This is a genomic window from Streptomyces sp. LUP47B (genome assembly GCF_001746295.1).
Lineage (GTDB): Bacteria > Actinomycetota > Actinomycetes > Streptomycetales > Streptomycetaceae > Streptomyces.
Window position 1 is genome coordinate 392,127 of the sequence record NZ_MJAH01000003.1, and the last position, 20,527, is coordinate 412,653.

Below are 20,527 nucleotides of genomic sequence, written 5' to 3' on the forward strand. Positions count from 1 at the left end.
TCAGGCCTCCCGGACCACGTCGGCCACCTCGTCGAGCAGTGTCCTCAGCTGTGCGGCCTTTCGGAGACCCAGCTTCTCGGCGATCCGCCCTTCGATCCCCACGATCACGGCGTCGGCATCCCGCAGGGAGTCGCGGCCGGCTTCGGTGAGGTGCAGCTCCCGCACATGGCGGTGGCGCGGGTGTGGTCGGCGTTCCAGCTGACCCCGCTCCTCCAGGCGGCCCACCTGGGAGGCCACTGCTTGGGGGGTGACGTTCAGACGCCGGGCCAGTTCCGCGCCGGTCAGACCGGGGTCGCTGTGGACGGAGATCAGCAGGGCGTACTGCGCGGCCGCGAGCCCCAGCGGTCGCAGTCGCTGATCCTTCCGGGCCTGCACCGCCCACTCCGCCCGCCGCAGCGCCCAGGTCACCCGGTCCAGTGCGTCGGCGGCGACGGACCGCTCGTCGTCGTGTGTCACGCCGCGACCCTACGGCACCTGGGCACTAGTAAACGGCCTGACAGCACTCAACCAAGTGAAGGTCTCGGGATCCCTCTCCGGGGAGGAGCGAGCAGGCCGGAGGGTGAGTCGGGCCGCCCAACCCGACGGCGGTCAGGCGGAGATCGTCGCGGCACGTGTCGGCGGGTGGCCCTCTGCGCGGGACAGGTGGCGCAGGAGATGGCCTCCGGGTTCCCCAGTGGCTCACCACGAAGGCCACCGCTTGCGGGCGATTCCCGTCCACGGGACGCGCAGTCAGTCCTCGCGAACCGTCCGGGCCACCCGGTCGAGCAGCGCCCGCAGCCGCACGGTCTCCTCCGGGCCGAGACCATCGGTGATCTGCAGCTCGATGTCGGCGATCACTTTGTCGGCCGCGCGCAGGGCATCGCGTCCGGCGTCGGTGAGGTGCAGCTCCTGCACATGCCGGTGGCGCGGGTGCTCGCGTCTCTCCAACTGTCCGCGGCTCTCCAGGCGGGCCACCAGTGAGGCGACGGCCTGCGGGGTGACGTTCAGGCGGCGGGCCAGCTCGGCGCCGGTCAGTCCCGGGTCGGCGTGCACCGAGATCAGGAGCGTGTAATGGGGGGCCGCCATGCCCAACGGGCGCAGCCGCTGCTCCTTGAGGGTCTGCACCGCCAGCTCCGCGCGGCGCAGGGCCCACGTCACCCGGTCAAGGGCGTCGAGCCCGACGGGCTCCTCATTGTCGAGAGCCTCGAGCCCGAGGGGCTCCTCGTTGTTTCGTATCACGGGAGAAGGGTACGACATTTCACTAGCATCAAACGTTTGACAGCAGTCCAGCACTTGACGAAGACTGGCCACATGACTCGTACCCTTGCTCTGATCACTGGCGCCTCCTCCGGTATCGGTGCCGCCTATGCCCGACTCCTGGCGGACGACCACGACCTCGTCCTGGTGGCGCGCCGGGCCGACCGGCTGGCCGACCATGCCAAGGAACTCCGCGCCCATGGAGCGGCCGTCGACGTGCTGCCCGCCGACCTCATGACCCACGACGGCATCGCCGCCGTCACCGACCGTCTGGCCGCCGGTGACGTCCGCATGCTGATCAGCAACGCCGGCGCCGGTGGCTACGCCCCACTCGCGGAGGTCAAGTCGGCCGACATCGACGGCCTGCTCACCCTCAACGCCGTCGCCCCCGTCCGGCTGGTCCACGCCGCACTTCCCGCGATGCTGGCGGCAGGCGAGGGCACCATCGTCACCGTCGCCTCCCTCCTCGCGTTCAGTGCGGGCAGCACCGACCCGCGAGCCCCACGGCGCACCCTGTACGTCGCTGCCAAGGCCGCCACGGTGGGCTTCACCCGCACTCTCGCCGGTGAACTCGCCGATACCCCGGTCCGCGTCCAGGTGGTGTGTCCCGGCGTCGTGGCGACCGACTGGAACAGCGGCGCCGGCCACATCATCCCCTGGGCGATGTCGCCCGAGGACGTGGCGTCGGCGAGCCTGGCCGGGCTGCGCCTCGGCGAGACCGTCTGTGCCCCCGGTCTGGAAGATCTGGACTCCGCCCTGGACGCCCTGCTCGCCGCGGAGACGGCCTTTGTCGCGGGCGGCAACCAGCCCACGCTCGCGTCCCGCTACACGGAACCGCGAGCTTAGGGCGGTCATGGCCGGCGGGTAGAGGATTGCTTCCTGTCCGCCGGCTCGCATGTAGGAGCGTTCCCTCTATCTCTTGCTCTTGGCTCCGGGTCATGAGATTGAAATTGAAGTTTCTGTGCCATGTCCCTGGTGTTGACTGGATCAATTCTGCAGAACTAACTTGGCTCCAGTTTAAGAGTGGCGAATCCGCCACCGACCGCAGGAGTTGGTCAGTCATGAGCAGCCCAGTCACCACGCCGCTCGGCGCACAGGACGACTTCGGCGTTCTCCGCGAGGTGGAAGGCAGGGTGCTCTGGCTGTCATCGGCGATCACTCACCACGCGAACCGCGTACCCGAGGACAGCGCGGTGCATGAGCTGTGCCGCCAGACCGCGCGACGGCTCCGCAGGAGCGAGCCGGTGCGCCACGCGCCGGCGGCCGTGCCCGTCGACATCGGACGGACACCGACCGGGACCGCGACCACGCAGGCCGCGCTGGGCCGGGTGCTGCTGGACCTGACCAGAGCGGCCCCCGAGGTGGCCGCCCGGGTCGTCACCGTCAGCCCCGACGTCAGCTCCAGCACGAACCTGGGCGGGTGGGTGAACAAGGTCGGCGTCTGGGCCTCCACCGATCGGCTCGACTGGTTCGCCGACGACGCCGAGACCATCCTGCACTGGCGGGAAAGACCCTCCGGGCAGCACATCGAACTGGGCATCGCCGAGACGAACCTCGTCGGCCTGATCGGCGAACTGGGCGCCTGCTGGAGCAGGTGGGGGCAGCCGCTCCTGCCGATCGGTGTGCTCTACGACCCCTTCGTGGAACGCGCCCTCGAACCCTGGTCCTTCGGCATCTACGCCGGCGGACAGTCCCTCCTGGTCGGCACCCCTTCGGGGGTCTCCCTGGCCCCGGAAGGCGGTGCGCACCAGTCGATCAAGACGCCGTCGATCGGTCTGGAGCAACCCGGCTGCGTCACCTACGAACCGGCGTTCGCCCTCGACGCCGAATGGACGTTGCTCGCCGGCCTGGCCCGGCTCGGCAGACCGGACGGCGGCTCCGCGTACGTACGGCTGTCGACGCGGCCCGTCGACCAGACACTGGCCGCCGTCCCCGGCGACCCCGCCGCGCGCGAGCGTCGCCGTCGCCAGGTCGTCGCCGGGGCTTACCCCCTGGTGCGCACCGACGCCGCCAAGGTCACCATCGCCGTGATGGGTGCGGTGGTTCCGGAGGCGCTGGCGGCCGCTGACCGGCTGGCGCAGGTCGGCGTTCCGGCGGACGTCGTGTGTGTCACCAGTCCCGACCTCCTGTACCGGGCGGTGCGCGCCAGGCAGGGTCATGAACAGGCCGAGTCCTGGGTGCTGGACCAGGTCTTCCCGGCCAACCGCGCCACGCCTTTGGTCACGGTCCTGGACGGCCATCCGCACACCCTGGCCTTCCTGGCCACCGTCAACCGTGTGCCCGTCTCCTCCCTCGGCGTGACCCGGTTCGGGCAGTCCGGATCGATCGAGGACGTCTACCGCCATCACGGTCTGGATGCGGACAGCATCGTTCGCGCAGCCCTCGACCTGACCGGCTGAGTCGCAGGTGCACCGCTGACTATCAAACGCTTGACGCTACCCAAGGGTTTGATACTCTAGTACTTGCGCGCGGCCCATGAGCCGTCGCTGAAGTCATTCACCCCGGCGCGCGTCCGCTGTCGCACAGCGGCCCTTCATCGCGCCGAAGACCGCCCCCTTCACCTGCCGTAGCCCTCGGGGTGCCGCTCTGGCGCAGGCGGTCGTAACAAAGTAGGAGAAACCCGTGACCAACAACACTCCGACGATCACGCGTGACGGAGTCATCGGACAGGACGGGAGCGAGGTGGTCACCGTCGACCAGGCCACCGGAGCCGAGTTCGCCCGGTACCCCGTGGCCGGCACGGAAGAGGCTGCCTCGGCCGTCGCCGCCGCCCGCTCGGTCGCCGGGACCTGGTGGGCCCTCGGATTCGAGGGCCGCGCGGAACGGCTGCGCGCATGGCGCCGGGAGATAGCCGTGAGCGGCGAGGAGGGGGCCGCCCTCATCCACGCGGAGAACGGCAAGCCCCTGGACGACGCCCGCGTGGAGGTGCTCGGGATTCTGGAGCACGTGCAGTTCGCCATCGAGAACGCCGAGCGTGTACTGGGACGCCGGGACGTCCCGGGCAGCCCCACCGTGCCCAATCAGCGTGCGTGGGTCGAGTACCAGCCCTACGGCGTCGTCGGTGTCATCGGCCCGTGGAACTTCCCCCTGCTCACACCGGGGGCCATCCTCATCGAGGTGATCGCGGCCGGAAACGCCGCCGTCCTCAAGCCCAGCCAGATCACGCCCGGCGTCGGGGAGTGGCTCGTCCGGACCTGGCGGCGCGCGGTCCCCGACCTCCCGGACGTCCTCCAGTGCCTCAACGGGTTCGGGGCCACGGGCCAGGCGCTCATCGAGGCCGGTCTGAACAAGCTCGCGTTCACCGGCAGTGTCACCACGGGCAGGACGGTGGCCGCCCAGTGCGCACAGACCCTGACCCCGGTTCTGCTGGAACTCGGCGGAAAGGACGGAGTCGTCGTTGCCGAGGACGCCGACCTGGACGAAGCCGCCCGCCATATCGTCTGGGGCGCCATGCAGAACACCGGGCACGGCTGCATCAGCCTTGAAGTGGCCTACGTCGTCGAGTCGGTTCACGACGCCTTCGTCGAGAAGATCAGCGACCTCGCCAAGCTGGTACGGGTCGGAAGCGGCGACGACGCGGAGATCGGACCGGTCCCTCTGCCCACCCAGATCCCGATCATCCGGGAGCACATCAAGGACGCTCTCGAGCGCGGCGCGACAGCCACGGTCGGCGGCCTCGATGCGGTGGGGGAGCGCTATGTCACTCCCACCGTCCTCGTCGGGGTGGCCCCCGACGCCCTGGCGGCGACGGAGGAGACGTTCGGGCCCACGCTCGCCGTCGTCAAGGTGGCCGACACCGAGGAGGCCATCGCCCACATCAACGGCGGTCGGTACGGACTGGGCAGCGCCGTCTTCAGCCGCGACCGCGGCGAAGCCATCGCCCGTCAACTCCGTGTCGGAATGACCAGCATCAACGACGCCCTCGTGTTCTCCATCAACCCGGCGGTGCCCTTCGGCGGTCGCGGAGACAGCGGTTACGGGCGCAAGCAGGGCGAGGAAGGACTCCGGGAGTTCGCCTACCCGCACTCCTTCACCGCCAAGACCGGCCCCGCTCAGTTCTCGGCCACGACCTTCGGCAGGCCCGCGGGCGCGATGGCCGGAGCCCTCGCCGGCGTGCGCAACAGGATCCTGGCCGAGAACGGCGAGCAGACCGACTGACGGGCAGGAGCGAACGGTCCCAGCCGAGCCCGGTCCGGCGTCCACCCCGTCACGAGACCGGTCATCGACCGGTTCGGCACCGGGTCCGAGATGACGCACCACGTCGGATCCGGTCGCCGTACGCGGCCCACCGATTCCGGGGGCCGACCACGACCGACCGACGCCCTGACCGCCGCCACGCCCCCAACGGCCGTGGCTCGAAGGGCCGTCGGACCACTCGGGAGAGACGCGCACCTTCGCGGAGCGCGACAGCACCGGCAGGACCCCGGCCAGCACCCGCGCACCATCGAGGGAGAGTGGACATGTCCGACGTTCGTCCCTTCCAAGCAGCGACTCCGTCGCCCGGCCCCACCCCCGAGCCTCCCGCAGACGCCACTCGGCGAAGATTCATCGCCGCGACCGCCGCGACCGCCGCGACCGCCGCGACCGCCGCTGCCGGTGGAGCCGCCGTGGTCGACGGCCTGCTCGCGGGGCCGTCCGCGTCGGCAGCCGAGGCCGCGTCCGGCAACCGCGCCTCCACCACGGCCGGCGGCATCCAGGCAGCCGGCCACAAGCAGCCGACGCAAGGTCCGCCGAGCCGACCCGAAGGCGGCCGTTCGAAGCACCATCGGAACACCTCGGAGGAAAAGATGCGCATCGTGGCCGTGGAAGAGGCGTTCGCCGTTCCCGGAGCCATCCGGCAGGAGGAGGCCATCCGTCAGCACATGGCCGTGCCGGAGGCCATGAAGCAGGAGTGGTTCCGACGTCTGGACGATCTGACCGACCTGCGGCTGGCGGACATGGACGCCAACGGCGTCGACATTCAGGTCCTCTCGTACTCCACGCCGGGCGTGGAAGTGATCGAGGATCCCGCGGAGGCCGTGGCGGCCGCGCGGCGGATCAACGACTATCTGGCCAAGGCGGTCGCCGCACACCCGACCCGCTTCGCGGGCTTCGCCGCCCTTCCGCTGCAGGACCCCAAGGCCGCGGTCGTGGAACTGCGGCGGGCGGTTCAGGAGCTCGGGCTCAAGGGAGTGCTGCACAACGACCATGTGCGGGGGCACTACCTGGACGAACCGCAGTTCAGGCCGGTATGGGCCGAACTGGAGCGCCTGGGTGTGACGCTGTATCTGCATCCGGCAGTGGTTCCGGCGGACAACTGGCATGTCTTCGACGGGTACCCCGTGCTGGTCGGGCCGTCGTGGGGATGGACCGCGACGACGGGTGCCCATGCGCTCCGGCTGATCTACGGCGGAGTGTTCGACGAGTTCCCGGGCGCGTCCGTGACGCTGGGCCACATGGGCGAGCTGCTGCCGTTCCAGATGTCGCGGCTCGACAGCCGCTATCCCCAGGTGCCCGTCGAGCACAGGGTGCGGCACCTGCCGTCGTACTACCTGCGGAACAACGTGTACGTCACCACCAGCGGAGTCATGTCGCATGCCGCGCTGCTGGGAGCCGTCCATGCCGTCGGTGTCGACCGGGTGCTGTTCTCCATCGACTACCCGTTCGAGTCCAGCGCCGAGGCGGTGGGGTTCCTGCGGTCCGCGCCGTACGCGCCGGCCGACCTCGGGCGCATCGCGCACGCCAATGCCGAGCGCGTTCTGGGACTGTGAACGACCATCGTTCCGTGTAGTCCCGGATTTTTCCTCACCCGCAGTGCGATCGAAGGAGTCACGATGCCGAAAGCGGTGCGATTCGCGGAGTACGGGGGCATCGACGTACTGAACGTGGTCGACGTCGAACGGCCCGAGCCCGGTGCCCGCCAGGTACTGGTCAAGGTGGTGGCCGCCGGGATCAACCCGGGCGAGGCCGCGATCCGGCGGGGGTTCCTGCATGACAGGTTTCCGGCGACGTTCCCGTCAGGTCAGGGCAGTGACCTCGCCGGAATCGTCGAGGAACTCGGCGCGGGAGTCACCGTATTCGCCGTCGGTGACGAGGTGATCGGTTTCACCCACAGCCGGGCCAGTCACGCCGAGTACGTGATCGTCGAGGAGGACCAGCTCATTCGCCGGCCGGCGGGCGTCCCGTGGGAGCAGGCCGGCGCGCTCTACGTCGCCGGTGCCACGGCGTACGCGGCGGTCCATGCCGTCAAGGTCGAGCGTGGCGAGACCGTCGTCGTCTCCGGAGCCGCCGGCGGCGTGGGCTCTCTTGTCGTACAGCTCGCGCTGCACGCCGGGGCCACCGTCATCGGTCTGGCAAGCGAGCCGAACCACGCATGGCTCGCCGGACTCGGAGTGATTCCGGTGACGTACGGCGAGGGTGTCGGCGACCGCGTCCGTACCGCGGCGCACGGCACGGTCGACGCCTTCATCGACACCTACGGCGCTCCCTACATCGAACTGGCGCTGGAACTCGGCGTGCCCGGTGAGCGGATCAACACGATCATCGACTTCGCGGGCGCGGCGAAGCACGGCACCAAGGCGGAGGGCAGCGCGGCGGCGGCAAGCGCCGACGTGCTGCGCGAACTCGCCGAGCTGATCGCCGACGGTGCTCTGGAGATCCCCATCGCCCATGTCTACGGGCTCGACGAAGTCCGGGAGGCCTTCCGGGAGTTGGAACGTCGGCACACGAGGGGAAAGATCGTGCTCAAGCCCTGACGGGCCTCGGTCCTGCGGTCGGGGGCGGGTGCTGCCGTCATTCACAGCCCCTGACCGATGTCCCGCGCGGTCGCGAGCAGAGGCTGGGACAGTTCAGCGAGCCTTGCGCGGGTGCAGCGAACGGACGGAGCCGCCACGACCACGGCAGCCACGGTGGCGTCCGTACGGTCGCGCACACACGCGCCGACGGCGTGCACTCCGCGCTCGCTCTCCTGGAGATTGATGGCGTATCCGTGGCGGCGCACGGACACCAGTTCGTTCATCAGGCTCTCGAAGTCCTTGGGAGACTTGGCGCGGCCCCCGGGGAGCCCGTTGGGGTAAAGGGCCCGGACCCGGTCCGCGGGCAGTGCCGCGAGCAGGGCCTTGCCGCCCGAGGTCACGTGCGCGGGCAGGAGTGTGCCGGTGCGGTAGCTGACGCGCAGCGCCTGGGGACCCTCCACGCCGTCGAGGAAGCGGCTGCCGTTGCCCTCGAGCACCATCAGGTGGGTCGTCTCGCGGACGGCGTCCGCCAGCCCCTGCAGGTGAGGGTGGGCGACAGTGATCAGGTCCGGGGGAGGGGCCGCCTGGCTTCCCCTGATCGCCTGGAGAGCCGGGCCCGGCCGGTACACCTTGTGGCGGTCCTGTGCCGCGAATCCCTCGAACACGAGCATCGCGAGGATCCGGTGCGCCGTCGACCGCGCGACGCCGAGCCGGTCGGCGACGTCCATCACCCGGAGCTCGTCGAGCTCGTGCAGCAGCCGTACGACGCGCAGGGCGTTGCCGGCGGCACTCACCGGATACGAGGGGCTGGGCGAGGAACCGCCTGAATTCTCCATAGAGGAATTCTACCTCTCAGCGATTCCGGTCAGAGGAAACCGTACGTAGCGTCATGGAGCAGCGCGGAACGAGCGCGCTTCTTCCGGCGGTCGCCGAACACACGACGTGGAGGTTTCCGTGACCGACACCACCAGCGAACAGACCGAGCGCAAACTGCTTGACGAGCTGTACGCGGACTTCGAGGACGCGGGCCTGATCCCGCTGTGGACCCAGGTGGACGACCTCATGCCGATGTCGCCGCAGCCCGCCGCGGTCCCGCACCTGTGGCGGTGGGCCGACCTGCTGCCCATCGCACAGCGCTCCGGCGAGCTCGTACCGGTGGGACGTGGCGGCGAGCGCCGCGCCATGGCCCTGTCCAACCCCGGCCTTCCGGGCCTCCCTTACGCCACCGCGACCCTGTGGACCGCGATCCAGTACCTGGGGCCCCGTGAGGTCGCCCCCTCGCACCGGCACAGCCAGGGAGCCTTCCGGTTCGTGCTCGAAGGCGAAGGCGTGTGGACCAACGTCGACGGGGACGCGGTGGCGATGCGGCGCGGTGACCTGCTGCTCACGCCGAGCTGGGCCTTCCACGAGCACCAGAACGTCACCGACCAGCCGATGGCCTGGCTCGACGGCCTCGACATCCCGCTCGTCTCCCAACTCGACGCCGGTTTCTTCGAGTTCGGCCCCGACGAGCTCTCCACCCGCGAAACCCCCGAGCGCTCGCGCGGCGAACGGCTGTGGGGCCACCCCGGGTTGCGCCCGATCGGCCGACCCGACCAGCCCAACTCCCCGCTCGGCGCCTACCGCTGGGAACACACCGACGCCGCCCTGACCGCTCAGCTGGAGCTGGAGGACGAAGGCGTACCCGGTGTGATCGAGCCCGGGCACGCCGGAGTCCGCTTCTCCAACCCCACCACCGGCAGGGACGCCCTGGTCACGATGCGCACCGAGATGCGCCGACTGCGGGCCGGCACGCAGACCGTGCCGGTGCGCACGGTCGGTTCCGCGGTCTGGCAGGTGTTCGAGGGCGAGGCGGTCGCCCAGGTCGGCGACAAGGTCTTCGAGATCGCCAAGGGGGACCTGTTCGTCGTCCCGTCCTGGTGCGAGGTCTCACTGTCCGCCCGTACCCGGGTCGACCTCTTCCGCTTCAGCGACGAGCCCGTCTACGAGGCCCTGGGCCTCGCCCGCACCTCCCGAGGAGAACAGAAGTGAAGCTCGCCACCATCCGCGTCAACGGCACCACGCGCGCCGTCCGCGTCGACGACGACAAGGCAGTGGACCTCGGTGAGAACGACCTGGTGACCTTCCTGCGCCACACCGACTGGGCGGAGCGCGCCGCGGACGCCGCAGGCGACACCTACGAAGGCGCCCTGGACTACGCCCCCGTGGTCGTCGCGCCGGAGAAGGTCGTCTGCGTCGGCCTCAACTACCGCACCCACATATTGGAGATGGGCCGCGAACTCCCCTCGCATCCCACGCTGTTCTCCAAGTTCGCTCGGGCGCTGGTCGGCGCCTACGACGACGTGACCCTGCCCGCCTCCTCCACGCAGATGGACTGGGAGGCCGAACTCGGCGTCGTCATCGGGGCCGAGGTCCGGCACGCCGACCCGGAACAGGCGCGGGCCGCGATCGCCGGGTACACCGTGCTCAACGACGTCACCGCCCGCGACTGGCAGTACCGCACCACCCAGTGGGACCAGGGCAAGACCTTCGAGGCCACCACGCCCGTCGGACCGTGGCTGGTGACCGCCGACGACCCCGCGGTGTCCGCCCAGGGCCTGAGCCTGACCTGCGAGGTCGACGGCGACACGGTCCAGAAGGCCGACACCGGCGACCTCGTCTTCGAGCCGGCCGCACTCGTCGCGTACCTGTCCGAGATCGTCACCCTCGTGCCCGGTGACGTCATCGCCACCGGCACGCCGGGCGGGGTCGGCCACGCCCGCAAGCCCGCCCGCTATCTGCAGGACGGCTCGGTCCTCGTCACCCGGATCGAGGGGATCGGCGAGACCCGCAACACCTGCCGCCGGGAGACGCGGTGAGCGCACGTCCGGCGGCGATGCTGGAGCGGGCGGCCAAGGGCACGGCGGCCTTCGAAGCCTCCGTGCACCGGCTGACCGACCCAGGATTCACCAGGCCCTCGAACCTGCCGGGCTGGAGCCGGGCCCACGTCGTCGCCCATGTCGCCCGCAACGCCGATGCCCTCGTCAACCTGCTGACCTGGGCGCGGACAGGTGTCGAGACGCCCATGTACGCGAGTGGCGACCAGCGGGCGCGCGAGATCGAGGAGGGTGCCCGGCGCCCGGCCGAAGAACTGCGTGCGGAGCTGCTCGCGGCCGACGGCCGTCTCGCCGCGGCACTCGCCGCACTGCCCGACGAGCGCTGGACAGCGACCGTCCGCACCGCGCGAGGCCGTGAGGTGCCCGTCTCCCAGGTGCCCTGGCTGCGGGTGCGCGAAGTGTGGGTCCACGCCGTCGACCTGAACGTCGACGCCGGCTTCGACGACGTGCCGCACGAGGTGTGCGCCGCGCTCCTCGACGACGTGACCGCCGCCTTCCGGGCCCGCCCGGACTGTGCCCCCGTCGAGCTGCGGGCCAAGGACGCCGACCGCACCTGGCTCCTGGGCGCGTCCGCCGGTGCGGAACCGGTCGGGGTGAGCGGTGACCTGGCCGGCCTGGCCGCCTACGCGACCGGGCGCCCCGTTCCCGGCCCCCTGTACCCGACCGGCGGGGCACCCCTGCCCACGCTGCCCGCGTGGCTGTGAGCACGAAGGAAAGACAATGAGAGTTGCCTGCATCGGCGCGGGTCCCGGAGGACTGTTCTTCGCCACGCTGCTGAAGCGGAACCGGCCCGACGCCGAGGTCGTGGTCTTCGAACGCAACCGCCCCGACGACACGTTCGGCTTCGGAGTGGTCTTCTCCGACGCCACCCTCGACGCCATCGACGCCGCAGACCCCGTCCTCAGCGAGGCGCTGGAGAAGCACGGCCGGCACTGGGACGACATCGAGGTCCGCGTGCACGGCGCACGGGAGCGCGTCGGCGGCATGGGCATGGCGGCTGTCGTACGCAAGACGCTGCTGAGCCTGTTGCAGGAACGGGCGCGCACCGAGGGCGTTCGGATGCGTTTCCAGCACGAGGTCCGCGATCCCGCCGAGTTGGACGACTTCGACCTGGTCGTGGTGTGCGACGGCGCCAACAGCCGCTTCCGCACCCTGTTCGCCGACGACTTCGGACCGGCAGCCGAGGTGGCGAGCGCGAAGTTCATCTGGTTCGGCACCTCGTACATGTTCGACGGGCTCACCTTCGTCCATCAGGACGGCCCGCACGGTGTCTTCGCCGCGCACGCCTATCCGATCAGCGACTCGCTGAGCACCTTCATCGTCGAGACCGACGCGGACTCCTGGGCGAAGGCCGGACTCGACGCCTTCGATCCCTCGGCGCCGCCGGGCCTGAGCGACGAGAAGAGCAAGAGCTACCTGGAAGACCTGTTCCGCGAACAGATCGACGGGCACCCGCTGGTCGGCAACAACTCCCGGTGGGCCAACTTCGCGACTCGCAGGGCCCGTTCGTGGCGGCGCGGGAAGTGGGTGCTGCTGGGCGACGCCGCGCACACCGCGCACTTCTCCGTCGGGTCCGGCACCAAGATGGCCATGGAGGACGCGGTCGCGCTGGCCGAGGCCCTGGGACAGGCGCCGCACAGCGTGCCGGAGGCGCTGGAGATCTACGAGGAGCGCCGCCGCCCCAAGGTCGAGAAGATCCAGAACTCGGCGCGGCCCAGCCTGTCCTGGTGGGAGCACTTCGGCCGCTACGTCCGTACGCTCGACGATCCGACGCAGCTCGCCTTCCACTTCCTCACCCGCAGCATCCCGCGCGGCAAACTCGCCGTGCGCGACGCGGCGTACGTGGACCGCGTCGACGGATGGTGGCGGCAACGCCACGAGACGCCGCCCCTGGAGACACCTTTCCGCGGTGGGCCGTTCCGGCTCCCGTCGCGCCGAGTTACGGCCGGTGACGGTCTTCTGACCGGGACCGACGGCACCGACATCCCCATGGTCCCCTTCAGCGGTCAGGCGTCCGGGGCGGGCGTGTGGATCGAGGCACCGGACACCGAGGAGGGCCTGCCGCTCGCCCTCGACCAGGTGCGGGAGACCGCGGAATCGGGCGCCCCGCTCATCGGCGTATGCGGCGGCACGGCGCTGACCCGCGTACTGATCGCGGAGGAGGCCCGGTTCGCACACGGCCTGCCCGCCGCGGTCATCGGCGCGTACGACGACGACAGCGCGACCACGCTCCTGCTGTCCGGCCGGGCCGACCTCGTCGGAGGCGCCAAGTGACCGCCCTGGACCCACTGTTCGCACCCCGAGCGATCGCCGTGCTCGGCGCTTCCGCCACGCCCGGAAAGCTCGGCGCGGCGATGACCGACTCCCTGTCCTCCTTCCCGGGACCGGTGATGAAGGTCAACGCCGGCCGCCCGGACCCCGATCGGGGCTTCTTCCCGACCGTCGCCGCGGCCGCCCAGGCCCACGGCATCACACCGGACCTGGTCGTCTCCTGCATTCCTGCCGCCGTGACCGCCGACGCCCTGCGCGAGGCGGCGGCCGTCGGTGCCCGCGCCGCACTCGTGTGCGCCGGCGGGTTCGCCGAAGCCGGCGGTGAGGGTGCGCTGTACCAACAGGCGTTGGCCGAGGTGGTGCGGGACACCGGCATCCGGATCCTGGGGCCGAACACCTCCGGCTTCCTCGCCCCTCACCGACGACTCACGGCCAGTTTCGTCCCGGGCGTGGCCGACCTGGAACCGGGCCCGGTGGCGGTCGTGGCCGCGAGCGGCGGCGTGAACCACGCGCTGGCCTTCGCCCTCGCCGAGGCCGGCGTCGGCCTGCGCCTCGGGGTCGGCCTCGGCAACAGCCTGGACGTCACCCAGGGCGACGTCCTGCGCCACCTCGCCGAGGACGAGGGCGTACGGGCCGTCGCCCTGCACGTGGAGACCGCCGCGGAAGGCCGCCGCCTCACCGAGGCGGTACGCCGCCTGACCGATCGGGTCCCGGTGGTGGCCCTGGTCGTGGGCCGCAGCGACATCGGCGACTTCGCCCGCTCCCACACCGGTGCCCTGGCCACCTCCTGGCGCGTGACCAGGACGGCCCTGCGCCAGGCCGGAGCCGTCCTCGTCGACGACGAGCGCGACCTCGTCGACGCCGTCACCGCGCTCAGCCGGGTACGGCTCCCCGCCCACCCCCGCCCGGGCATCGGCCTGGTCACCGCACAGGCCGGGCCCGGACTGCTGCTCACGGACGACCTGCGCTCCCACGGCATCCAGGTTCCCCCGCTGGTCGAACGCACGGTGAAGGAGCTGCGCGAGCTGCTCCCGGCCCTCACCTATCTGAACAACCCCGTCGACACCGGCCGCCCTTCGCCCGTCCTCACGCAGGTGGTGGAGCGCGTCTCGGAGGACCCCGGCATCGACGTCACAGCCGTGTACGGGCTGCTGGAACCCACCGCGGTGGACCTCCCGGTCGCACTGACCGCCGCGCGTACGGCCACTCCGCTCGTCGCCGTCGTCGGCGGACCCGTGGAGCAGGCGCGGCGGACCCGCCGGGAACTCGGTGAGGCCGGCATTCCCTGCGCGGCCACGCCGGCCTCCGGATCGGCGATGGTGCGCGCCCTCGTCGAGGATGCGGCCGCCCGTGCCCGGCTGGAGGCCGTCGTCACCGCCTCCGACGCCCCCACCCTCCCCCCGCCGGGCCCGGTCGACGAGCACACCGCCAAGGGCGTCCTCGCCGACTTGGGCATTCGTACGCCCGTACGGCGCGCGTGTGCCGACCCCGCCGAGGCGCACGCGGCTCTCGACGAGCTCGACGGACCGGTCGTCGTGAAGATCCTCGACGCTGAGATCCTGCACAAGACGGAAGTCGGTGGGGTCCAGGTCGGCATCCGCACGCACGACGAGCTCGACGAAGCCCTCGTCCGTATGCCCGCGAGCCCCGCGCTGCTGGTCGAACAGATGGCCCCCGCGGGACCCGAACTCATCGTCGGCATACGCCGAGACCCGGTCTTCGGCCCCGTGCTGGCTCTGGGCGCCGGGGGCACGGCCGCCGAAATGCTCGGCGACATCTCCCTGCGTCTCGCGCCCCTGTCCGCGCACGAGGCCCACGCGATGCTCGACGAGCTCGCCACCCGCCAGATGTTCCTCGGCGCGCGCGGCGCCACCCCGGTCGACCGCGCCCGACTCACCCACGTGCTGCTCGCCCTGGCCTCCCTCGCCGCCGACAACACCGTGGCCGAGTGCGAGATCAACCCTTTGCGCGTCCTGCCCGACGGCGACGTCGTCGCGCTCGACGCCGTACTGCTGCTGCGTGACCCCCGGGATCAAGGAGGATCCGATGACGCGTGAGGGATTCGTGCCCTGGCCCAAGGAGGCGGCCGACCGCTACCGCGAGGCCGGCCACTGGCGTGGCAGGCCGCTCGGCTCGTACCTCCACGAATGGGCCGAGGCCTACGGCGACACGGTGGCCGTCGTGGACGGCGACACCCGCCTGACGTACCGTCAACTCATTGACCGAGCCGACGGATTGGCGTGCCGACTACTGGACAGTGGTCTTCACCCCGGTGACGCGATGCTCGTCCAGCTGCCCAACGGCTGGGAGTTCGTCACACTCACTCTTGCCTGTCTGCGGGCCGGAATCGCTCCGGTGATGGCGCTGCCCGCGCACCGCGGTCACGAACTGCGCTACCTGGCCGCCCATGCCGAGGTCACCTCGATCGCCGTACCGGACCGACTCGGCGACTTCGACCACCAGGCCCTGGGGCGAGACGTCGCCGAAGTTACCCCGAGCGTTCGGCTGTTGCTCGTCGCGGGTGGCACGGCAGGCATCGACGCCACGGATCTGCGCGCCCTGGCCGAACCGGCCGACGACCCGGTCGCCGCACGGGAGCGGCTCGACCGGATCGCCCCGGACAGCGGCGACATCGCCGTCTTCCTGCTCTCCGGCGGCACGACCGGACTGCCGAAGCTCATCACCCGCACCCATGACGACTACGAGTACAACGCGCGCCGCAGCGCCGAGGTCTGCGGCCTCGGCTCCGACTCCGTCTACCTGGTGGCGCTGCCCGCCGGACACAACTTCCCCCTGGCCTGTCCCGGCATCCTGGGCACCCTCATGAACGGCGGACGGGTCGTCCTGGCCCGCACCCCGGACCCCGACAAGGTTCTGCCGCTGATGGCCGCCGAGGGCGTGACAGCCACCGCCGCCGTACCGGCCGTCGTCCAGCGCTGGATCGAAGCGGTGGCCTCCGGCCGCCACCCCGCCCCGCCGGCTCTACGGCTGTTGCAGGTGGGCGGAGCCCGTCTCGCGCCGGAGGTCGCCCGCCGCGCCGAACCCGCGCTCGGCGGCACGCTCCAGCAGGTGTTCGGCATGGCGGAGGGGCTGCTGAACTACACGCGCCTCGACGACCCCGACGACATCAAGATCGAGACGCAGGGGCGCCCCATGTGCCCGGACGACGAGATCCTCGTCGTCGACGCCTCCGACGACCCGGTCCCGCCCGGCGAGATGGGCGCCCTGCTCACCCGCGGCCCGTACACCCCGCGCGGCTACTACCGGGCCGCCGAGCACAACGCCCGCGCGTTCACCCCCGACGGCTGGTACCGCACCGGTGACGTCGTACGGCTGCACCCGTCGGGCAACCTCGTCGTCGAAGGACGAGACAAGGACCTCATCAACCGGGGCGGCGAGAAGATCTCCGCCGAGGAGGTCGAGAACCTCATCTACCGCCTGCCCGGTGTCGCCCGTGTCGCCGCCGTCGCGAAGGCCGACCCCGACCTGGGGGAGCGGGTGTGCGCGGTCGTGGTCGTCGAACCGGGGACCCACCTGACCCTCGAATCGGTCCGTGCCGCCCTCACCGCGATGCAGGTGGCGCGATACAAGCTCCCCGAAGACCTGCTCGTCGTGGAGGAGTTGCCGCTGACGAAGGTCGGCAAGATCGACAAGAAGCGCCTGAGGGGTGTCGTCCGTGGCACGGAAGACTCCGTGGAGGTGGTGTGACGGCGCTCGCCGCCGTCAACGCCGGCACTTCGAGCAACCTGCCGGCCCGTCAGCGGTCGTCATTCCCCTTCGCAGATGCCCTCGACCGCGAACTTCTGGTACAGGTGCGGGTAGGCGACGGTGCCGGCCGGGTAGCCCGCCAGGTGCGAGGCGAACTCCGGCGTGCCGAGCGCCGCACGGAGGTGCTCGGTGGATTTCCAGACGGCGACGTTCGTGAAGAGCCGGCTGCCACCGATGCCCCGGTACAGCTGCACCGAGAGCAGGCTTCCCGACTTCTTCATGTACTCCGCGTCGTCCGTCCAGGCGGCCACCACCTCGTCCTCCTTGCCCTCCGGGGCGACAAAGGTGTTGATGATGGTGACCGGGCCGGCCTTCTCTTTCTGCTGGTCGTGGAAGTGGGTGGACTCGTCGAGGTGGCCGAAGCTGAGCATGATTCCTCCATGAACTCGCGTGCGGTGAGTGGTGATCGGTTCGGGTGAGGGGCCGGGTCCTGTGGCCCCCGCCCGTGGTCTGCGGTCAGGCGTGGTGCTTGTCGAGGAAGTCGGTGATGAGCTGCAGCCACTCCTCGGTCCGCTCCAGCATCGGCAGGTGGCCGGTGGCGATCTCCGCGAGCTGGGCGCCGGGGATGGCCTCGGCGAGCCGGCGGTGCAGGTCGGTGGAGACGAGCCGGTCGTCGGTGGTCGAGACGACCAGGGTGGGCACCGTGAGGCCGGCGAGGTCGTCCCGGACGTCGACCTGGCCGACGAGGTCGGTCTGCTCGGAGCTGCCGTCGGCCGCACCGGCGGCGACGTAGCCGAGGGTCTGCCGCAGTTGCTCGGCCGGCATGGACTCCAGTGCCTGGGTGCCGAGGGCCACCATGAGCTGGAATTCGGCGAGCAGTTCGCGGTCGCCGGACGCGGCGATCTTGCTCCAGACCGAGGAGGCGAGAGCGAGCCGGTTGTCGCGGTGCGGGAAGGCGGCGGTCAGGACGAGTGCGGTGACGCGCTCGGGGTGGCGGGCGGCGGCGCGGACGGCGACCGGGCCGCCGAGGGAGTAGCCGGACACGGCGAAGTGGTCGATGCCCTCGGCGTCGGCGGCGGCGACGAGCTGGTCGGCGAGGTCGTCGACGGACAGCGGGGTGGTGGAGCGGGGGGTGTCGCCGCTGCCGGGGTAGTCGATGCCGACGACCGTGTGGCGGGCGGCGAGGGCCTCCAGGACGGGGCCGTAGGTGCCGGCCAGGCTGCTGCCGGCGCCGTGGGCGAGGAGCAGGCCGGGGCCGGAGCCGAGGCGAGTGCGGGCGAACGTGGGTGCGGTCAGGTTGCGAGGTGACATGGCATGTCTGCCTTTCGAATGCGTCGACACACGAGAATCATCCAGGGCGTGTGATTACTTCCTCAGGTCTATCACACGCTACGTATGATTCGGGCCTGTGACGTCAATCACACGCGCCGTATGATGTGCCGGTAGGGTGGCGGCATGAAGCAGCCCCTCCACCGCCGACAGCCGACCCAGAGCAACCCACGCGTGCAGCGCACCCGCAACCGCGTGCTGGCCGTCGCGCGGGAACTGCTGCCTCAGGTCGGACCGGCCGGGCTGACCTACGCCCTGCTGGCCGAGCGGTCGGACGTCACCCGCCAGACGCTCTACCGGCACTGGCCCACGCGAGCCGCGCTCCTCTTCGACCTCGTCCTCGAAGGGCCCGACCTCGGTACCTACCCCGAACCGGGCAGCGACGTCCGCGAGGTGGCCACCGCCTGGCTGAAGAGCCTGCGCGCCGGCGTCAGCGTGCCGGCCGTACGAGCCGCGGCCCTGGCCGTCACCGCCCAGGCCGACCATGACCCCGACAGCGCCCGGGCGCTCGTCCGCATCGGCGAGGACCGCCACGCCGGCTTCAACAGGCTGTTGGAGCCTGCCGGCGTCCAGATCGGCGAAGACGAGTTCACCCTCCTGTACGGGCCCGTCCTCGCCCGGCTCTTCCTCGACCGCGGCCAGGTCACCGACGCCTTCATCGACGCCGTCGTGGCCCAATGGCTCACCACGCTGCAGCATGCCGACGTAGCGCGGGACTCCCAGTAGCAGTCATTGGCTTCATGGAAGCTTCATGTGCTGACTGGTAGGTGCTTTATGAGGCGGCTGTTGTCTGGTGGTCATGCACGTAATCGTTGATCACCCTGTTGTGCGGCGCGTTCCTGCGGCTGGGGTCGGCCAGGCAGGTGGAGCCCGCCGGGCACGAGGTCGGCGATGACGTGCCGCATGAAGAAGCAGCCAACCTGTGCGACGAGGGGCCCGGCGACGTTGCTCGCGGGGTCGCTCCACGGCCGACTGCCGGCCGGCGTCCACGCCTGAGCGCTGGATCAACCTGTTGGCGACAACAGCCCCTTCCGAGGGGTGACTTGGCCCCTTGCGCTCCCTGATCGGCCTCGCCGCGCGTCCGTCCGAGGAGAGAGCGCCGCGGGGACCATCGCCCTTCTGCGCAGGCCCTGCCGGCCTGTCGACGGCGCCGTGACGCACGCACACACGACCTGACTCGCACACAGCATGAAGAGGGGAACCGGGAAATGAACCTGCGACGGAACATCTCGCGTCGAAGGATGATCGAAGGGGCATCGGCCGCGGCGCTCGTCACGGCGGCCGCGGCCACGGTCCCCACGGCCATGGCCAGTCCGGAGGCGGCAGCGTCCGACCCCGGGCTGCCGAAGGGCAACTGGCGTATCGACACCCACGCGCACTACTCCCCGGACGTGTACAACGACTACCTGAAGCGCTACGGCCTCCTCGGCGCCATCACCGGGGCGTACGGTCCGTGGTCGGTCGACCGGCACCTGGCCTTCATGGACCAGTACCGGATCCAGGCCAGCGTCCTGTCCTTCGGCGACCTTCAGGTCACCGTCGGCCCGGTCGACGACCGGCGCGCCACCGCCCGCGCGGTCAACGGCTACGCCCGCGACCTCGTGCGGACCCGCGGCGACCGGTTCGGGATCTTCGCGGTCACCCCGATGCCCGACATCGAGGGCTCGGTGGCCGAGGTGGACCGCGCGCTCGGCGAACTGGACCTCGACGGCATCTGCCTGCTCACCAACTACCAGGGCACCTACCTGGGGGATCCGTCCTTCGCACCGCTGTACGAGATCCTCAACGACCGGGATGCCTACGTCTACGTCCACCCGACGGGTCCGGAGGTGAACCCGGCTCCGAAGCTCTGCTTCGGCCCCGACATCCCGGCCGGGAACAACGTCTTCGAGTACACCTTCGACGCGACCCGTGCGATGACGAGCCTGATCTACAACGGTGTCCTGCGGGACTACCCGAACATCCGCTGGCACTTCACGCACTCCGGCGGGGCGCTGCCGTTCCTGGCCTACCGGCTCGCGACCCGGCACTCGGCCTTCCCGCCGTTCAACGAGGTGCTGCCGGAAGGCCCCCTCAAGTACATCAAGCGGCTCTACTTCGACGACGCACAGGCGTTCACCGCCGCGCAGTTGCAGCCGCTGTCGTCCCTCGTGCCCGCCGACCACATCATGTTCGGCAGCGACTGGCCGGCGACCCGCCACCTCTACGCGGCCGACAACGTCGAGACCATGCCCTTCCTCAAGGGCAGCCTGCCGCTTCTCCAGGCAGGCGACCCCGAACCGACCGTCGACGAGATCTACAACCGGCGCCAGCGGATCGCTCTCGAGCGGACCAACGCGCTTGAGCAGTTCCCGAAGCTGAAGGCGCGCATACGCCGCGCCGCCTCTCACTGAA

Annotated in this window: 17 protein-coding genes and 1 pseudogene; 13 read left to right on the plus strand and 5 right to left on the minus strand. The window is 70.7% G+C overall.

Features of this window, described 5'->3' with window-relative positions; genetic code table 11:
* Positions 1-456, minus strand: a complete 456-nt coding sequence (locus tag BFN33_RS12280; RefSeq protein WP_069759982.1) for a MarR family winged helix-turn-helix transcriptional regulator — start codon at positions 454-456, stop codon at positions 1-3.
* A 273-nt stretch (positions 457-729) separates the two neighbouring features.
* The gene (locus tag BFN33_RS12285) at positions 730-1,218 is read right to left on the minus strand and encodes a MarR family winged helix-turn-helix transcriptional regulator (protein WP_256122729.1); all 489 of its coding nucleotides are present in this window, start codon (positions 1,216-1,218) and stop codon (positions 730-732) included.
* A gap of 72 nt (positions 1,219-1,290) precedes the next feature.
* On the opposite strand from BFN33_RS12285, the gene BFN33_RS12290 reads away from it, so the two are divergent.
* The 5 genes and pseudogenes from BFN33_RS12290 (at position 1,291) to BFN33_RS12310 (ending at position 7,970) form a co-directional block, all read left to right on the plus strand.
* Entirely contained in the window at positions 1,291-2,082 is a 792-nt protein-coding gene (locus tag BFN33_RS12290) for an SDR family oxidoreductase (protein ID WP_069759983.1), read from the plus strand.
* Positions 2,083-2,453: 371 nt separating this feature from the next.
* Positions 2,454-3,635 (plus strand): annotated as a pseudogene (locus BFN33_RS12295) (pyruvate dehydrogenase); the annotation flags it as partial.
* Between the two features lie 223 nt (positions 3,636-3,858).
* The gene (locus tag BFN33_RS12300) at positions 3,859-5,394 is read left to right on the plus strand and encodes an aldehyde dehydrogenase family protein (protein WP_069759984.1); all 1,536 of its coding nucleotides are present in this window, start codon (positions 3,859-3,861) and stop codon (positions 5,392-5,394) included.
* 302 nt (positions 5,395-5,696) lie between these two features.
* Entirely contained in the window at positions 5,697-6,986 is a 1,290-nt protein-coding gene (locus tag BFN33_RS12305) for an amidohydrolase family protein (protein ID WP_256122731.1), read from the plus strand.
* Between the two features lie 63 nt (positions 6,987-7,049).
* A complete protein-coding gene (locus tag BFN33_RS12310; RefSeq protein WP_069759985.1) occupies positions 7,050-7,970 on the plus strand; it encodes an NADP-dependent oxidoreductase in 921 nt (306 codons plus the stop codon).
* Between the two features lie 41 nt (positions 7,971-8,011).
* On the opposite strand, the gene BFN33_RS12315 is transcribed toward BFN33_RS12310, so the two are convergent.
* Positions 8,012-8,785: an IclR family transcriptional regulator gene (locus BFN33_RS12315; protein WP_069759986.1), complete on the minus strand. Its 774-nt coding sequence runs from the start codon at positions 8,783-8,785 to the stop codon at positions 8,012-8,014.
* 118 nt (positions 8,786-8,903) lie between these two features.
* Here BFN33_RS12315 and BFN33_RS12320 point away from each other — a divergent pair, with 118 nt between their 5' ends.
* From BFN33_RS12320 to BFN33_RS12345, 6 genes are read left to right on the plus strand one after another with little or no spacing between them, the layout of a single operon-like run.
* A complete protein-coding gene (locus tag BFN33_RS12320) occupies positions 8,904-9,980 on the plus strand; it encodes a cupin domain-containing protein (RefSeq protein ID WP_069760257.1) in 1,077 nt (358 codons plus the stop codon).
* On the plus strand, positions 9,977-10,807 hold the full coding sequence (locus BFN33_RS12325) for a fumarylacetoacetate hydrolase family protein (RefSeq protein WP_069759987.1): 831 nt from the start codon (positions 9,977-9,979) through the stop codon (positions 10,805-10,807). Before BFN33_RS12320 ends, BFN33_RS12325 begins: the two co-directional genes overlap by 4 nt.
* Positions 10,804-11,529 carry a maleylpyruvate isomerase family mycothiol-dependent enzyme gene (locus BFN33_RS12330; RefSeq protein WP_069759988.1) on the plus strand — a complete coding sequence of 242 codons (726 nt, stop codon included), beginning with the start codon at positions 10,804-10,806 and terminating at the stop codon, positions 11,527-11,529. The genes BFN33_RS12325 and BFN33_RS12330 overlap by 4 nt, the downstream gene beginning before the upstream one ends.
* Positions 11,530-11,545: 16 nt before the next feature.
* On the plus strand, positions 11,546-13,099 hold the full coding sequence (locus BFN33_RS12335; protein ID WP_069759989.1) for an FAD-dependent monooxygenase: 1,554 nt from the start codon (positions 11,546-11,548) through the stop codon (positions 13,097-13,099).
* Positions 13,096-15,153, plus strand: a complete 2,058-nt coding sequence (locus tag BFN33_RS12340; protein WP_069759990.1) for an acetate--CoA ligase family protein — start codon at positions 13,096-13,098, stop codon at positions 15,151-15,153. Before BFN33_RS12335 ends, BFN33_RS12340 begins: the two co-directional genes overlap by 4 nt.
* A complete protein-coding gene (locus BFN33_RS12345) occupies positions 15,143-16,804 on the plus strand; it encodes a (2,3-dihydroxybenzoyl)adenylate synthase (protein ID WP_069759991.1) in 1,662 nt (553 codons plus the stop codon). Before BFN33_RS12340 ends, BFN33_RS12345 begins: the two co-directional genes overlap by 11 nt.
* 59 nt (positions 16,805-16,863) lie before the next feature.
* Here BFN33_RS12345 and BFN33_RS12350 read toward each other — a convergent pair whose 3' ends face one another.
* Together BFN33_RS12350 and BFN33_RS12355 are read right to left on the minus strand one after the other, a co-directional pair.
* On the minus strand, positions 16,864-17,235 hold the full coding sequence (locus tag BFN33_RS12350; RefSeq protein ID WP_069759992.1) for an antibiotic biosynthesis monooxygenase: 372 nt from the start codon (positions 17,233-17,235) through the stop codon (positions 16,864-16,866).
* An 85-nt stretch (positions 17,236-17,320) separates the two neighbouring features.
* Positions 17,321-18,115 carry an alpha/beta fold hydrolase gene (locus BFN33_RS12355; RefSeq protein WP_069759993.1) on the minus strand — a complete coding sequence of 265 codons (795 nt, stop codon included), beginning with the start codon at positions 18,113-18,115 and terminating at the stop codon, positions 17,321-17,323.
* 144 nt (positions 18,116-18,259) lie between these two features.
* Between BFN33_RS12355 and BFN33_RS12360 the strand changes: the two genes are divergently transcribed.
* Positions 18,260-18,859 carry a TetR/AcrR family transcriptional regulator gene (locus BFN33_RS12360; protein WP_069759994.1) on the plus strand — a complete coding sequence of 200 codons (600 nt, stop codon included), beginning with the start codon at positions 18,260-18,262 and terminating at the stop codon, positions 18,857-18,859.
* Between the two features lie 515 nt (positions 18,860-19,374).
* Positions 19,375-20,526 (plus strand): amidohydrolase family protein, encoded by a 1,152-nt coding sequence (locus BFN33_RS12365; protein WP_069759995.1) that lies wholly within the window; start codon positions 19,375-19,377, stop codon positions 20,524-20,526.
* Position 20,527: the final 1 nt, after the last annotated feature.

Excerpts from the sequence above, each read along its gene's own strand:
- BFN33_RS12290 (WP_069759983.1), top strand. The coding sequence starts at position 1,291 with ATGACTCGTACCCTTGCTCTGATCACTGGCGCCTCCTCCGGTATCGGT.
- BFN33_RS12305 (WP_256122731.1), top strand. The coding sequence starts at position 5,697 with ATGTCCGACGTTCGTCCCTTCCAAGCAGCGACTCCGTCGCCCGGCCCC.
- BFN33_RS12310 (WP_069759985.1), top strand. The coding sequence starts at position 7,050 with ATGCCGAAAGCGGTGCGATTCGCGGAGTACGGGGGCATCGACGTACTG.
- BFN33_RS12315 (WP_069759986.1), bottom strand. The coding sequence starts at position 8,785 with ATGGAGAATTCAGGCGGTTCCTCGCCCAGCCCCTCGTATCCGGTGAGT.
- BFN33_RS12335 (WP_069759989.1), top strand. The coding sequence starts at position 11,546 with ATGAGAGTTGCCTGCATCGGCGCGGGTCCCGGAGGACTGTTCTTCGCC.
- BFN33_RS12345 (WP_069759991.1), top strand. The coding sequence starts at position 15,143 with ATGACGCGTGAGGGATTCGTGCCCTGGCCCAAGGAGGCGGCCGACCGC.
- BFN33_RS12350 (WP_069759992.1), bottom strand. The coding sequence starts at position 17,235 with ATGCTCAGCTTCGGCCACCTCGACGAGTCCACCCACTTCCACGACCAG.
- BFN33_RS12355 (WP_069759993.1), bottom strand. The coding sequence starts at position 18,115 with ATGTCACCTCGCAACCTGACCGCACCCACGTTCGCCCGCACTCGCCTC.
- BFN33_RS12360 (WP_069759994.1), top strand. The coding sequence starts at position 18,260 with ATGAAGCAGCCCCTCCACCGCCGACAGCCGACCCAGAGCAACCCACGC.
- BFN33_RS12365 (WP_069759995.1), top strand. The coding sequence starts at position 19,375 with ATGATCGAAGGGGCATCGGCCGCGGCGCTCGTCACGGCGGCCGCGGCC.